Annotated in this window: 9 protein-coding genes and 1 tRNA gene; 4 read left to right on the forward strand and 6 right to left on the reverse strand. The window is 74.7% G+C overall.

Translation table 11 applies throughout. From position 1 onward, the window contains the following. Positions 1-13 precede the first annotated feature (13 nt). Positions 14-1,189: an MBL fold metallo-hydrolase gene (locus PS271_RS25495; protein ID WP_398384937.1), complete on the forward strand. Its 1,176-nt coding sequence runs from the start codon at positions 14-16 to the stop codon at positions 1,187-1,189. Between the two features lie 53 nt (positions 1,190-1,242). Here PS271_RS25495 and PS271_RS25500 read toward each other — a convergent pair whose 3' ends face one another. Beyond that, positions 1,243-4,443: an amidohydrolase family protein gene (locus PS271_RS25500; protein WP_398384938.1), complete on the reverse strand. Its 3,201-nt coding sequence runs from the start codon at positions 4,441-4,443 to the stop codon at positions 1,243-1,245. A gap of 249 nt (positions 4,444-4,692) precedes the next feature. Here PS271_RS25500 and PS271_RS25505 point away from each other — a divergent pair. Next, positions 4,693-4,769 (forward strand) — tRNA-Pro (locus PS271_RS25505). A gap of 104 nt (positions 4,770-4,873) precedes the next feature. Here the strand turns inward: PS271_RS25505 and PS271_RS25510 are convergent. Both PS271_RS25510 and PS271_RS25515 read right to left on the reverse strand, forming a co-directional pair. Then, on the reverse strand, positions 4,874-5,584 hold the full coding sequence (locus PS271_RS25510) for a DUF6585 family protein (protein ID WP_398384939.1): 711 nt from the start codon (positions 5,582-5,584) through the stop codon (positions 4,874-4,876). Then, positions 5,581-6,651 carry an AfsR/SARP family transcriptional regulator gene (locus tag PS271_RS25515; RefSeq protein ID WP_398384941.1) on the reverse strand — a complete coding sequence of 357 codons (1,071 nt, stop codon included), beginning with the start codon at positions 6,649-6,651 and terminating at the stop codon, positions 5,581-5,583. Before PS271_RS25515 ends, PS271_RS25510 begins: the two co-directional genes overlap by 4 nt. A gap of 163 nt (positions 6,652-6,814) precedes the next feature. On the opposite strand from PS271_RS25515, the gene PS271_RS25520 reads away from it, so the two are divergent. Next, on the forward strand, positions 6,815-9,220 hold the full coding sequence (locus tag PS271_RS25520) for an NACHT domain-containing protein (protein ID WP_398384942.1): 2,406 nt from the start codon (positions 6,815-6,817) through the stop codon (positions 9,218-9,220). 24 nt (positions 9,221-9,244) lie between these two features. Here the strand turns inward: PS271_RS25520 and PS271_RS25525 are convergent, their stop codons facing one another. Genes PS271_RS25525 through PS271_RS25535 form a run of 3 tightly spaced genes read right to left on the reverse strand, consistent with a single transcriptional unit; the run spans position 9,245 to position 11,610 of the window. Further along, entirely contained in the window at positions 9,245-10,480 is a 1,236-nt protein-coding gene (locus PS271_RS25525) for a beta-ketoacyl-[acyl-carrier-protein] synthase family protein (protein WP_398384944.1), read from the reverse strand. After that, positions 10,477-10,746, reverse strand: coding sequence for an acyl carrier protein (locus tag PS271_RS25530; protein ID WP_398384945.1), 270 nt, complete (start codon positions 10,744-10,746; stop codon positions 10,477-10,479). Before PS271_RS25530 ends, PS271_RS25525 begins: the two co-directional genes overlap by 4 nt. Positions 10,747-10,770: 24 nt before the next feature. Further along, positions 10,771-11,610 carry a class I SAM-dependent methyltransferase gene (locus tag PS271_RS25535; RefSeq protein ID WP_398384946.1) on the reverse strand — a complete coding sequence of 280 codons (840 nt, stop codon included), beginning with the start codon at positions 11,608-11,610 and terminating at the stop codon, positions 10,771-10,773. 234 nt (positions 11,611-11,844) lie between these two features. Between PS271_RS25535 and PS271_RS25540 the strand changes: the two genes are divergently transcribed. Beyond that, a complete protein-coding gene (locus PS271_RS25540) occupies positions 11,845-13,188 on the forward strand; it encodes a hypothetical protein (protein ID WP_398384948.1) in 1,344 nt (447 codons plus the stop codon). Positions 13,189-13,309 lie beyond the last annotated feature (121 nt).

Consider the following 13,309-nt stretch of genomic DNA (forward strand, 5'->3'; position numbering starts at 1 on the left):
TCCTGGAGGTGCCGTGACCGGCTTCCGCCTCACCAGCTCACCGCTCGACGCCCTGCGCCCGGCCGCGTTCGGCGCGGACCCGTCCGGGGAGCGGATGGCACGCATCCGGCGGTCGCCGCACTTCGCCGACGGCGTGTTCACCAACCCCGCCGGCACCGAGCGCACGCCCTCCCGCGCCATGCTGAAGTTCCTGCCCACGTACTTCCGCGCGGAGGAGCGCGCCCGCCGGGCGCCCGCCGGCACCGTGCCGGTCCACCCCACCACCGTGGCCGACCTGGCCGTCCCCGCCGCGTCCGGCCTGCGGCTGACCTGGATGGGGCACTCCAGCGTGCTCGCCGAGATCGACGGGGCCCGGGTGCTCTTCGACCCGGTCTGGTCCGAGCGCTGCTCGCCCTTCGCCTTCGCCGGCCCGAAGCGGCTGCACCCGGTGCCGGTGCCGCTGCGCGAGACCGGCCCCCTCGACGCCGTGGTCATCTCCCACGACCACTACGACCACCTGGACATGCCGACCGTCCGCGCCCTCGCCCGCCGCAGCGGCGCGCACTTCGTCGTACCGCTCGGCGTCGGCGCCCACCTGGAGCACTGGGGCGTGCCCGCGGGCCGGATCACCGAGCTCGACTGGCACGAGCAGGCTCGCGTCGCCGGCCTCACCTTCACCGCCACCCCCGCCCGCCACTTCTGCGGCCGCGCGCTGCGCAACACCCAGCACACGCTCTGGGCCTCCTGGGTCGTGGCCGGCTCCGCGCACCGCGTCTTCCACAGCGGCGACACCGGCTACTTCCCCGGCTTCAAGGACATCGGCGCCCAGTACGGGCCGTTCGACGCCACGATGGTGCAGATCGGGGCGTATTCGGAGTTTTGGCCCGACATTCATATGACGCCTGAGGAGGGCATGCAGGCCCACGCCGACCTCCAGGGCGACGCCGCGCACGGCGTCATGCTGCCCATCCACTGGGGCACGTTCAATCTCGCGCCGCACCCGTGGGAGGAGCCGGCCGAGGGCTCCGTCGCGGCGGCCCGCCGCCACGGGGCGCGCGTGGCGACGCCGCGCCCGGGGCAGCCGTTCGAGCCGGCGACCGGCCTGCCGGCCGACCCGTGGTGGCGGGCGGTGGCCGCCCGCCCGGCGACGGAAACGGTCGAGCGGCCCGCGGCGTCCGAGACGAGGCCGGAGGTGTCCCTACGGGCCTGAGCCGGTCCGGCACCGCCGGTAAGGCCGTGGGGCTTGCTCGCCGCTGCGCCCCGTCACAGATGGAGTTCCACGTCGCAGCACGAGTCCCGGCGGAGCTGGCGGCTCACGGCGAGCCACGCATCCGCACCCCGCGCCCCGGGTGGCGAGACCGAGCCGGCGGCGCCGTCGTACGCGTCGACCAGGCCCGCCTGATCGAACCGCACCCCGCCCCGTAGCACCGACACCGTCCGTACCAGCGTGTCGAAGTCCGTGAACGGGTCGCCGTCCACCACCGTCACGTCCGCGAGCTTGCCGGGCTCCAGTGTGCCCAGGTCCCGGTCCGCGCCGAAGACGCGCGCCGGCAGCACCGTCGCGGTCCGGAGCGCCTGCGCCGGGGTCAGCCCGTACCGGTGGAGCGCGCGCAGCCCCAGGTGCAGGGAGAGGCCGACGGGAACCAGGGGTGCGTCGGTCCCCAGCGCGACGAGGCCGCCGCCCGCGAGCACCCGGCGGTAGACGCCGGTCTCGCGCTCCAGGGTCGCCAGCTGGTCGGCGGTCGGCGGCGCGGCCGCGGTCCGGCGGACGACCTCCACGTCCCACGGCGGCATCATCCGCGTCACCCGCGGGTCCCGCGCCAGCGCCGGCGCCTCGCCGAGCAGCGGTACGGACGTGAACATGGTGGCGACGAGGTGGAAGCCCCCGCGGGTGTAGATCTCCTCCACGTCCTGGTACGCGCGCCCCGAAGCGGTCGTCGCGTGGCCGAACTCCAGCCGCTGCGTGGCCTGGAGGTGTGTCGTCAGGTCCTGGCCGAGCTGGACGCCGGGCGACAGGAGGTGGCTGCCGGAGCGGACCCCGAGCCGGTCGTGCGCGAAGCGGGCCGCCTCCTCCATCAGCCAGCCGGGCGCGCGGACGTAGGTCTTCACGAAGTCCCAGTCGAGGGCCTCGGCGCGGGCGAGCGACCGGCGCAGCCCCTCGCGGGTGCGGTGCGCGCGGCCCATGCTGTACGCGACGCGCGCGCCGTCGAGCAGCTCCCCGGTGGCCAGCAGCCGCGGCCCGGCGAGCTCGCCCGCGGCCACGGCCTCGCGGATGCGGGCCTGCTCGTGGGCGCCGCCGCCGAACGAGACCGCGGTGGTGATCCCGTACGCCAGCTGGAGCGCGGTCTGCCGGCCGCCGTAGGTGTTCTGGTACGGGTGGGTGTGGGTGTCCCAGAGCCCGGGGATGACCGTGCCGGACGACGCGTCGACGGTGCGGTCGGCCGCGCGCCGGGCCCGGTGCGGCTCGACGGCGGCGATCCGGCCGTCGCGGATCACCAGGTCGACGTCCTCGCGCACCGTGTCGCCCGTGCCGTCCCAGAGGCGGCCGGCGTGCACCACCGTGTCGGCGGGCACCGGGCGCCGGTAGTCGAGGGGGACGCGGACGGTGCGGGCGGCGCCGCCGTGGACGTCCAGCAGCCGCAGGCGGCCCGCGGAGAGGTAGAGGAGCGTGCGGGAGTCCGCCGCCCAGGAGGGATCTTCGGCGGCCTCGTCCGTCAGCCGGCGGGGCTCGCCGTCCGGCGTGCCGTCGGGCCGGACGGGGAGCAGCCACAGCGCGGACTCGGCGATCACCGCCATGTGCCGCCCGTCGGGCGACCAGACGGGCCCGGAGCCGTAGCGGTCGCTGAGCGAGACGTGCGGGGCGAGCGCGTGCAGCCGGGCGCCGCCGCCGGCCGTGTCGATCACGCGGATGAGGTTGTAGCCCTCGCGGAACCGCTGGTTCAGCCGGTTGCGGTCGCACAGGGCGACGTAGCGGCCGTCCGGCGACCAGCTCGGCCGGCCCGGCAGCCCGCCGCCGCCCAGGGCGGCTGCCAGGACCCGGTCCTCACCGGCGGCGAGGTCGCGCACCACGAGGTTCCCGGCCAGGTCGAGGGCGGCCAGTCTCCTGCCGTCGGGCGACAGGACGGGGTACGCGCGGCCGCCCTCGGCCAGCACGGTGTCCGCGCCGGACGCGAGGTCGTGGCGGCGCGCGGCGAGCAGGCCGCCGCTGTCGCCCGCGTACACCAGGGAGCGGCCGTCGGGGCTCCAGACCGGCCCGAAGGGGTAGCGGGCGGGGTCGGCCTTGACGACCCGGCGCGGCGGCCGGCCGCCCGCCACGTCGGCCACCCAGAGCGCGTTGAGCGCGCCGAACGCGACGCGGCGGCCGTCGGGCGAGAGCGCGGGGAAGTGCAGCGAGCGCACGGCGTGCGTGCCGCCGGCGTCGAAGTCGTACCGCTTGGTGCGGTAGCGCGGCCGGGAAACCGTGAGCCGGCCGGTGAAGGGGACGACCTCGGCGTCGCGCGGGGCTTGCGGGCGGACGACCTTGAACGCCCCGCTGACGGTCAGCAGCAGCTCGCCGGAGGGCGTCCAGCGCGGCGGCACGGGCTCGACGTCCCCGTCGACGGCCACGGGCGCGCCGTCCACGACGAGCGTGCAGCCGGCCGCCGGGGCGGGGGTCGTCCGGAGATAGGCGAGGCGGCCGTCGGGGGCGATCGCCGGCGTCATGATCTGCCCGGCCGCGGCCTCGGTGTGCTCGGTCCGCACCGGCCCGTGCCCGTCGGCGGACACGGACGCGATCGTACGGGCCTCCAGTGCGCTCCCGGCGAGGCGCCCGCGGACGAACAGCAGCCGGGCGCCGTCCGGCGACCACACCGGGTCGAAGTCCTCCCACGCGCCGTCCTGGAGCGGCCCTTCCTGCCCGCTCACCCCGGTGACCTGCGTGAGCGCGCCCGTCCGCACGTCCACCACCCACACCCGGTACGGGCTCCCGGCCACGGGGTCGCCGCCGCGCTCGGAGGCGAACGCGATCCGCGTGCCGTCGGGCGACCAGGCGGGCCCGCGGTCGTCCCACGGCCCGTCCGTGACCTGCCGCAGCCCGCTGCCGTCGGGCCGCAGCGTCCAGATGTGGAAGCCGCCGCCCCGGTACGCGCAGACGGCGAGCTGCCGGCCGTCGGGGGAGTGCACCGGCCGGGTCGGCTCAAGATCGGCCGGAGTGATCGCTACGGCCTCCCCGCCCTTGCGGGGCAGGGACCACAGCACGTTCTGCACCTCGGCGATCAGCCGGTCCCCGGCGGGCGCGAGGCTGGCCGCCCCGTTGGTGGCGGCCGTGAACGACAGCGCCCCGGCAGGCGCGGAAGCCGCCGCGGCCACGGCCCCGGGCAACGCCCCCACGACCCCGGCCGCCGCCGCGGTACCGGCCGCGGCTTGCAGGAACCTGCGCCGGGAGAGGGTGGAAGGGGGAGTCGCCGGGGCGTCCGAGGTTGCCAACTGTCCTCCTGGGGCGGGGGAGTTGCACGCGTCGCGAGCGACGTCCGAAGGCCCGATGGTCCCACGGGGGCCGGGAGGGCGGTCAATACCGCGTGAGAGAGGAGAGGGTCGGCGTATATCGAATAAGTGACCCAAACGAGACATTCAGGGATGATCGTCTCACTGAAAGGCGTGCGCGATCACCCTCTGAAGTGCGGTATTGTTCTCGTGCGCGGTCGGCAAGGGCGAGAGCCCGGGCCGGACAAGCACCGGGACGTGGCGCAGTTTGGTAGCGCACTTGACTGGGGGTCAAGGGGTCGTGGGTTCAAATCCCGCCGTCCCGACCAGCGATTTTCGCAGGTCGGAGGCCGTTCTCGCATGATGCGAGGGCGGCCTTTCTGATGTTGCGTCGGCAAACGGACCGGCCGGGCCGGTCCCGGGCCGGCGGAGGTCAGCGCACGCCGTCCGGTCCGAGGCGCTCGACGAGCGCGCGGAGGAGGAAGGCGTTCGGGATCTCGGGCGCCGCGGAGCCCGGCCCGTGCCACGTCCCGCCGATGCCGAGCTCGACGGCTCCCTCCCGGGTCCGCCTGTACCGGACCTGCGGCCACGGCGCCCATTCCGCTCCGCACCCGGCCTTCTCCCTGGTGAGCCAGATGTCGCCGAAGGCCAGGCGCTCGCCCTGGTCGAGCGCGGCCAGTGCCCGGGGCAGTTGGGCGCGGGTGACGCCCCGCTCGATCGCGGGCCACCACTCTGCCGCGTCGCCCCGGTCCGGCCTGCCGCGCAGCACGACCCGCTCCCCGTCGGCATCGGTGAGCGTGCAGGCAGAGCCGGCACGGGCCGGGCCGTCCGTGGGGCTCGTCCGGAATACGGCGGTGGTGTCGTAGCGGACGACATGGATCCGCCCCCTGACGGCAACCGTCAAGCCGTACGCGTACAGGTCCAGTCGCGCGTCATCGCGTCCTTTCGCCGCGGAAGGCCTGCGGGAGCGGACGAAGGTCAGCAGACTGCGGATTCCCCGGGCCCGCGGGGACTTCGCGGGCGCCGGGTGCGCGGTGCCCGCGTAGGTGGCGAGCCGCTTGCCGAGGTGCTCGCGGCCGGCTGCCGCGGAGATCCTCGCCAGCAGGAGCTCCTCGCCGCGCGTGTGCCGTACCGGTCCGGTCACTGCGCGGTTCCGGCGCGGCCGAGGCGGGCTTCGTCCCCGCGCAGGATCATCTGGTGCGTCCGCCGCAGTACCGGGCCCGGGTCGACTCCCAGCTCTTCGGCCAGCCGGCGGCGGGTGCGGTCGAACACGGTCAAGGCGTCGGCCTGCCGGCCGCTGAGGTAGAGCGCGCGCATCAGCATCGCGGCGGCCGGTTCGTTCAGGGGCTGCGCCGCGGTCAGGGCCGACAACTCGGCGATCGGTTCGGCGTGCCGGCCCAGCCGCACCTGCCAGTCCAGCTTCCGCTGCAAGAGGACGACCCTGCGCTCGGTGAGCCGCAGCCGTTCCAGCTCGGCGAGCGGCCCCGGCAGACCGGCCAGGGGCTCTCCGCGGAACAGGCTCAGCGCCCGGGAGCAGACCCGGACCGCCTCGGCCAGGTCGCCCTCCCGCTCGGCCGCGGCGGCCGCGCCGGCCAGCTCCTCCATGCGCGCCACGTCCACGGTGACCGCCCCGGGGAGCAGCCGGTAGCCGTACCGGTCGCTCTCGATCGCCGGGTCCGGGCCGCCTTCCGCGTGCAGGATCTTGCGCAGCCGGTAGACGTACACCGGTATCACGTTCGTGTTCGGCGGCTCCTCGCCCCAGACGCCGTCGAGCAGTTCCTGCCGGCTGACCGTCCGGCCCGGGCGCAGAGCCAGCGCGGTCAGGACGGCTTGCCGGCGCAGGTGCCCCAGGTCCAGGGGGTGTCCGTCGCGCCATGCCCGCAGTGGTCCGAGCATCGAGATCTGTATCCGCGGTCCGGGCACGCGGCGGGCGGTGGGCGGCGGCACCGGGCTCGTCACCTGGCTGCGGGGGCCGCGGCCGGGGGCGACCACACCGCAGTCGAAGGCGTGGACGATGGCCGCGGCCCGGTCGCGCAGGCCGAGCCCGAGGAGGATCCGTGTGAGGTGTCCGGCCACGGCATCCTCGGGGATGCCGAGGCCGGCGGCGATCTCGTCGTCTCTCAGGCCGCAGCCGACCGCGTAGAGCACTTGGCGCTCCTGGTGTCCGAGCGGGGTGGCGGTCGGCTGGGTGGTGGCTCCGGTCGTCGGCATCGTGACTGCCCGTTCTCCTGTCCGGCGGGTCTGGTGGATGCCGCCGACGCTGGCCCCGGCACCGGACAACGGACAGGCCAAAAGACCGGCCGTATGCGGCCGGTGGCCGCGCTAGAGTCCCTCAGCTGGGGGAACAACACATTCGAGGGGGAGGCCGTGACCTGTGGCCAGTGAGTTCAGCACGCTGTTACGGCGGCTGCGGCACGACGCGGGAATGACCCAGGAGACCCTGGCGGAGCGCGCCCGGGTGGGCGTGCGGACCATTCGCGGGCTGGAGACCGGAGAGCGCGCCGACCCCAGGGTGACCACGGTGCGGCTGCTGGCCGATGCCCTCGGGCTGGGACCGGCGGAACGCGAAGAGCTGCTGGCGGCCGCCGTCCGCCGGGGCGCGCACGAGACCGGGCCCGGCGAGTCGGCAGCCCGCGACGACTCAGCAGCGCGCGGCACCTCGGCGGGCCCCGCCGGACCGGCCGGCGCCCCCGGTCCGGCCACCGGGCAGCCGGCTTCGGCCCTGCGCGAGACCCTGGCCGACGTCGCCGAGCAACTCGCCTACGCGGTGGCCGCCCGCTGGCAGCGCGAGGAGGAGCAGCGGCAGGTGCACGATCCCTACCCGCTGCCGGTGCGCTGGCAGCCGGTTCCCGAAGAGCTGACCGACCACTGGGCCAACATCCGCCGTCTGCCCGCCGGGGGCGAGCACGGCCCGCTGGACCTCAGCGGGCAACTCGACGCGATCGTGGGCGTGTACCGGCGGATCCCGTCCGGGCGGCTGGTGGTGCTGGGCCGGCCCGGTTCGGGGAAGACGATCCTCACCATGCGGTTCGTCCTGGACTACTTGACGTCGAGGGCCCGCACCGAGGCCGTACCGGTGATCTTCAGCATCGGCGGCTGGGATCCCACCGCCATCACGTTGCGGGACTGGCTGACCGCACAACTGACCCGCGATCATCCCGGTCTCGCCGCCCCGGCGCCCGGCGGGCTGAGCCTGGCCGCCGCCCTGGTCGAGACCGGCCGGGTGCTCCCCGTGCTGGACGGCTTCGACGAGATCGCCGGCGGACTGCACCGCTCCGCCCTGGAGGCGCTCAACGCCACCACGCTTCCCCTGCTGCTGACGAGCCGCCCGGCGGAGTACGCCGCCGCGGTGGCGGAGACCGACGTGCTCACCTCCGCCGCCGCGGTGGAGCTGGCCGACCTCGCCCTGAGCGACCTCGCGGACTACCTGCCGCGCGCCACGCGCAAGGCCCGCGGCGGGGATCCGATGACCACCGCGTGGGACCCCGTACTGAAGGAGCTGAGCGGGCAGCCGCGCAGCCGGGCCGGTGCCGGCCTCGCCGCGGTGCTCTCTACGCCGCTGATGGTCACGCTCGCCCGGGCCGTCTACAGCGACACCCCCGGCCGCGACCCGGCCGTCCTTCTGGACACCCGGCGGTTCGGCGGCCCCGAGGAGCTGGAGGACCACCTCCTCGACAACTTCACCGCCTCCGCCTACCGGCGCCGACCGGAGCACCGCCCGGCCGGCGGCTCGCGCCGCGGCTTCGACCCGGAACGCGCCCAGGACTGGCTCGGCTACCTCGCCCGCCACCTGACCCGGCTCGACACCCCCGACCTGGAGTGGTGGCGGTTCGGTTCGGGACTGCCCCGTGCCACCCGCACGCTGGTGACCGCGCTGGTGGTCTGCCTGACCATGGAGCTCGTCCACTTCGCCGTCGGCGTCTTCATCGACCCCGTCGGATTCCTGCTCGCGGAGGGGCTGGTGGTGGGGGCCGTCTCCGGGGGCATGTTCGGGATCGTGTACTGGTTCATGGTCGCGGCCCGGGACACGGTGGTGCGGCCGGCCGACATGGGCATGAGGATCTTCAGCGGGGCGAGGGGGACGGCCTGGCGGGGAACCGCCGCCCGCTGCCTGATCGGGTTGCTGCTCGGGCTCTTCCTCGGCTTCGGCTACGGCTTTCTGCAGGGAGGGATCGTCGCGCTCCTCAACCTCATCGGCCTCCAGGCCTCCCTGCGCGCCGGACTTGCCAACGGCGCGTTCTTCGGGATCGTGTTCGCGCTGGCGGCCGGCCCCGTCTTCGGGCTCGTGGCCCTCCTCGAAACTCCCCTCGACATCCGGTCCGCCGTCAATCCGGCCGGCCTGCTGCGCACGAACCGCAGAACGATCACCGCGCAGTTCATCGTCTGGGCACCCGTCTTCGGCCTCCTGGTCGGCTATGGAGCCTGGGCGATGATCCGGCCCCTGTCGCCGCTCCTGGGCCCGCTCGTGTGGAACGTTCCGTCCTCGGTCAAGCTCGGCCTCATCAGCGGCATCGGCGGCGGCCTCGGTTACGGGCTCAGCCTGACCGCCTGGGGCCAGTGGGTGGTCTTCGCCCGGATCTGGCTGCCGCTGACCGGCCGGCTGCCCTGGAACGTCGTCGCCTTCCTCCAGGACGCATACCAGCGGGGCGTGCTCCGCCAGGCCGGCGCGGTCTACCAGTTCCGCCACGCCCGCCTGCAGGCCCACCTCGCCCGTACCTACCGGGCGTCCAGTGGCGCCCGGCAGCCGGCCGGGCCCGGCGGAGCGGCGCCCGCGCGATGACTGCGGTGCCGGCGCCCCGGCCGCTCACGCGGCGCCGAACACCACCGCCGAGTTGTGGCCGCCGAAGCCGAAGTTCTGCTTGACGCAGACGTCGATCGCGGCGGGCCGGCCCACGAGCGGCGTGTAGTCCAGGTCGCAGTCGGGGTCGGGGTTGTCCAGGTTCGCGGTGGGCGGCACGAACTTCTCGCGGATGGCGAGCAGTAGGCCGACGCTCTCCAGCACTCCGCACGCGCCGCAGGCGTGGCCGATGACCGACTTGGGCGCCGTGATCGCCAGGTTCCGGGCATGGGAGCCGAACGCGAGCTTGACGGCCGCGGTTTCGGCCCGGTCGTTGAGCGGTGTCGAGGTTCCGTGCGCGCTGACCAGGTCGACGGCGTCGGTGTCGAGGCCGGCGTCGGCGCAGGCCGTGCGGATCGTCCTGGCCGCTATCGCGCCGTCCTCCCGGGGAGCCAGGGGGTGGTGGGCGTCGCAGGTGGACGCGGCGCCGAGCACCTCGCCGTACACGCCGGCGCCGCGGCGCAGCGCGGACCGTTCGGACTCCAGCACGAGTACGGCGGCGCCTTCGGCCGGCACCATGCCGTCGCGGTCGCGGTCGAACGGCCGGGACGCGGCCGCCGCCTCCGCCGCCGGCCGCCGGGAGAGCGCGTCCAGCAGGGCGAAGGACGCCAGGGCCGGCACGTCCAGCCAGCTCTCCACGCCGCCGACGAGGACCACGTCGGCCGTGCCGTCGCGCACCGCGCGCATCCCGGCTCCGATGGCGTCCGTCGAGGCCGCGCAGGCGGTCGAGAGGGTGATGACCGGTCCGGTGACGCCCAGTTCCTGGGCGACGAGCCCGGCGGCCTGGTTGGGCAGGAGGCGGAGCAGGCCGAGCCGGTTCATCTGCTGCCACCCGCTCCGGCGCAGCGTGGTCACGAGTTGCGCGGCCTCATCGAGCCCGCCGCCGCCGGTGCCGGCGTACACCGCCCCCGGCGCCGTGCGCAGCTCCGCGTCCGCCCGTGCCTTCATCGCCGCGGCGAAGAACAACTGCTGGAAGCGCGAGGTGCGGCGGGCCTGCTGGACGGACATGTGCTCCCGGGGGTCGAACCCCCGGACCACGCCGCCGACCTGGCACGGCAGCGGCTGCTCCAGTTCCAGCGCCGAGGTCGCGGGGCGTCCCGCGGACAGGGCGCCCCACAACTCCTCCGGTGTGCCGCCCGCGCACGACTCGATGCCGATGCCGGTCACGAGGACGCGGTTGCGCGCCGGCGCTCCGGACGTCACAACGCCGCCGACATGGCGTCGACCACGTCTCCGACCGTGCGGAGGTCGACGATTCTGATCTTGGTGTCCCCCAGCTGAATCCCGAATTCCTCTTCCAGTACGGCGATCAGTTCGAGCGCTTCCATGGAGTCGAGTCCCAGCATCGGCCGGCCGGGATCAGCGGCGTAGAATAGTGCCGACTCGCGGGTGATTTCCGTCCGGGATGCGGCCAGGTCCGGCCGGATATCGATGATGGCCTGAGTGACGACGTCCAGTACCTCGGTCATGGTGAATTCCTTTCCCGGTATTTTCTACGGCTTGGTCGCGGAGAAGTAGACACAGCGCCGCGTGATGGTGAACGGGGCCCGCTCGTATTGCTGTTCCAGCGCCTCGGCGAGCAGTTCCGCGGCGGTATGCCGGTCGATGCCGGGCAGGGCCGCGGTGGCGAACATCGGGGTCGAGCACAGTGCGGCGAGAAAGCGCCGGCCGAGGGTGAACACCCGCTCGGTGGTGACCACGCCGGTGAAACCACCCGCGGCCAGGGCGGCCTGGTAGTCCGCGGCGCTCCTGCGCAGCCCCGCGGGGCGGCCGCCGGCCGACCGGGCCGGCGGGAGTCCGCGCTTGCGGGCGAGGCGGCGGGCCGTGCCGACCAGCTCGGCGTACGCCGGCAGGTCGGCCGCGGTCTCCGCGCCCGAGTAGAAGGCCGAGTTGAACACCAGGCGGCCGCCGCCGGTGAGGACCCGCCCGATCGCACCGAGCGCCTCGCCGAGGTCCGGGACGAGATGGATGCAGTTGGCCAGGACGACGGTGTCGAAGGCGTCCGGCGGGAACAGCCGGGAGACGGAGGCCGCGTCGCCCACGGCGAAGCGGATCCGGTCACCCAGGCGGGCCCGTGCCGCGTCGAGCAGGGCCGGGTCGGGATCGACAGCGGCCAGGGACATGGCCGGGTCGCGCAGCAGCAGCTGCTCGCTGACGGCTCCGTCTCCGCACCCCAGGTCGAGGACGGCCGGCCCGGAGCCGACCGGGACCAGGTCGAGCAGCGCGCGGTTCAGCTCGGCGTATTCCGGGTCGCGGCGCAGCGCGGCGTAGTCCGTGGACGGTTCCGCACTGCCTGCGGCCGGTAATGATCCGGTGTCTGCCGGTGAATTCATGAATTCCCCCTCCGCCGGCCGGCCAAGAAGCCGGCGTAGCGCTGAACGAATTGACGGGAGCGGACGCTACCAGCGCATTCCATGAGCAACAAGAGGGCTCTCTTTCATCTTGGTTTCATCGCCGTCCGCTAGCTTCAGCGGCCGCACCGAGGTGTCATAAGGAGAGCATCGTGATGGTGATTCGGGGCCGGCGTCGCACTGTTTCGGGCCGGTGAAGTCTTGGAATTCACAGAATTGGGTGACAGTACGGTGCCCGCCGGCCGGCTGGTGTTCTGGACACCGTCCGCCCCGGCCTCGGCCTGGGCGGACGACCCGCGGGCGCCCGCGCTCGTCCACGAGCACCACGTGCGCGCCGCGGCCGCACGGGGGCCGCGGCACGTGGATCCGGCGTGGGTCGGGGTGTCGTTCGGCGTGGGGCGTGCCGCCCTGGACCGGGTGGGTTCCGCGTTCTCGGCCTGGTTGCGCGGATACGAGCACCTGCGCAGCAAGCTGGTGCCGGCCCCGGGGCGCTGCGTACGCCGCACGCTCCCTGCGAGTGCGGTCACGCTGCGACGGCAGGACGTCGGTGACTTCGCCGACGGCGCGTCGGTCCGGCGGCAGATAGAGGCCTTCTTCGACCGCAGTGTCAGCCCCCTGGGCTGGCCGCAGGTGGCCTTCGCGACGGTCGAGGGCGCGGCCGGAGTGACGGTGTTCGCGGGGGCGGACCACGGCGTCGTGGACGGCTACACGCTCGCCATGATCCCGGGGCAGGTCCGCGACCGCCTGGCAGGCAGCGCGGAGGACGTGCCCGGTCCGACGTTCCTGGACTTCGGGGCCGAGGAACGGAGCCTGGCCGGCCGGCTGCCGGTGGGGCCCGAGCGCACGGCCCCCTGGCGGGCCCTGCTGGGCGGCGCTCACGGCCGGACTCCCGCTTTCCCGCTGCCGCTCGGCGCCTCGGAGGGGCCGCACGCGCAGTGCAGCACCTACCGCCGGCTTCTCGACGGGCCGGCGGCCGCCAGGTTCGCCGCCGCGTCACGCGCGGGCGGAGGCAGCACCGCCGCGGGGCTGCTCGCCTGCCTCGCGCTCGCCGCGGCGGAGGTCTCGGGTGAGCGGCACCTGTCCGTGGTGAACCTGGCCAACACCCGGCCCGACCGGTGGCGAGCGGCGCCGGGCTGGTTCGTCGGGCTGCACCCGGTGCGGATCCCGGCGGCTCCCGGGGCGGCCTTCGCCGGCACCGTCGCCCTCGCCGCCGCCGAACTGCGCAGGCACAGGCCGGGGCCGGGCAGTTCGCTGCCCCACATCAGCCGGATGCTGCGCAGGGAGATCCACCCCAGGTTCGTCGTGTCCTACCTCGACGTACGCCGCGTGCCGGGCGCCCCGCCCCGGCCGGACGACGTGATGCTGCGCAGCCGCATCCACGGCCATGCCGAGGTGTACGTGTGGCTGACCAGGAGTGACCGCGGCGTGCACGTGTCAGCGCGCTTCCCTGACACGGCCGTTGCCCGCGCGAACGTCGGCCGCTTCGTGGTGGCCGCCGCGCACGCCGCCGCCCGTGTCGCGGACGGCCACCGTGCCGAAGCCGTGCCCATGCCCGCGTAGCCGAGCGCCTCTCAGCGCTCCGCGGGAAGCGGGGTGCGTCATCTGCGGGCCGGGGGCTGGTCGGGCAGTTCCCCGCGCCCCTTCGGGGCGCGGACCCGCACCGCACGTCGGCAAGACCGCT

Source organism: Streptomyces sp. SCA2-17, from assembly GCF_044336695.1.

What these genes read in the sequence shown, in the direction of transcription:
- PS271_RS25535 (WP_398384946.1), bottom strand. Translation starts at nt 11,610, where the DNA reads ATGAATTCACCGGCAGACACCGGATCATTACCGGCCGCAGGCAGTGCG.
- PS271_RS25530 (WP_398384945.1), bottom strand. Translation starts at nt 10,746, where the DNA reads ATGACCGAGGTACTGGACGTCGTCACTCAGGCCATCATCGATATCCGG.
- PS271_RS25515 (WP_398384941.1), bottom strand. Translation starts at nt 6,651, where the DNA reads ATGCCGACGACCGGAGCCACCACCCAGCCGACCGCCACCCCGCTCGGA.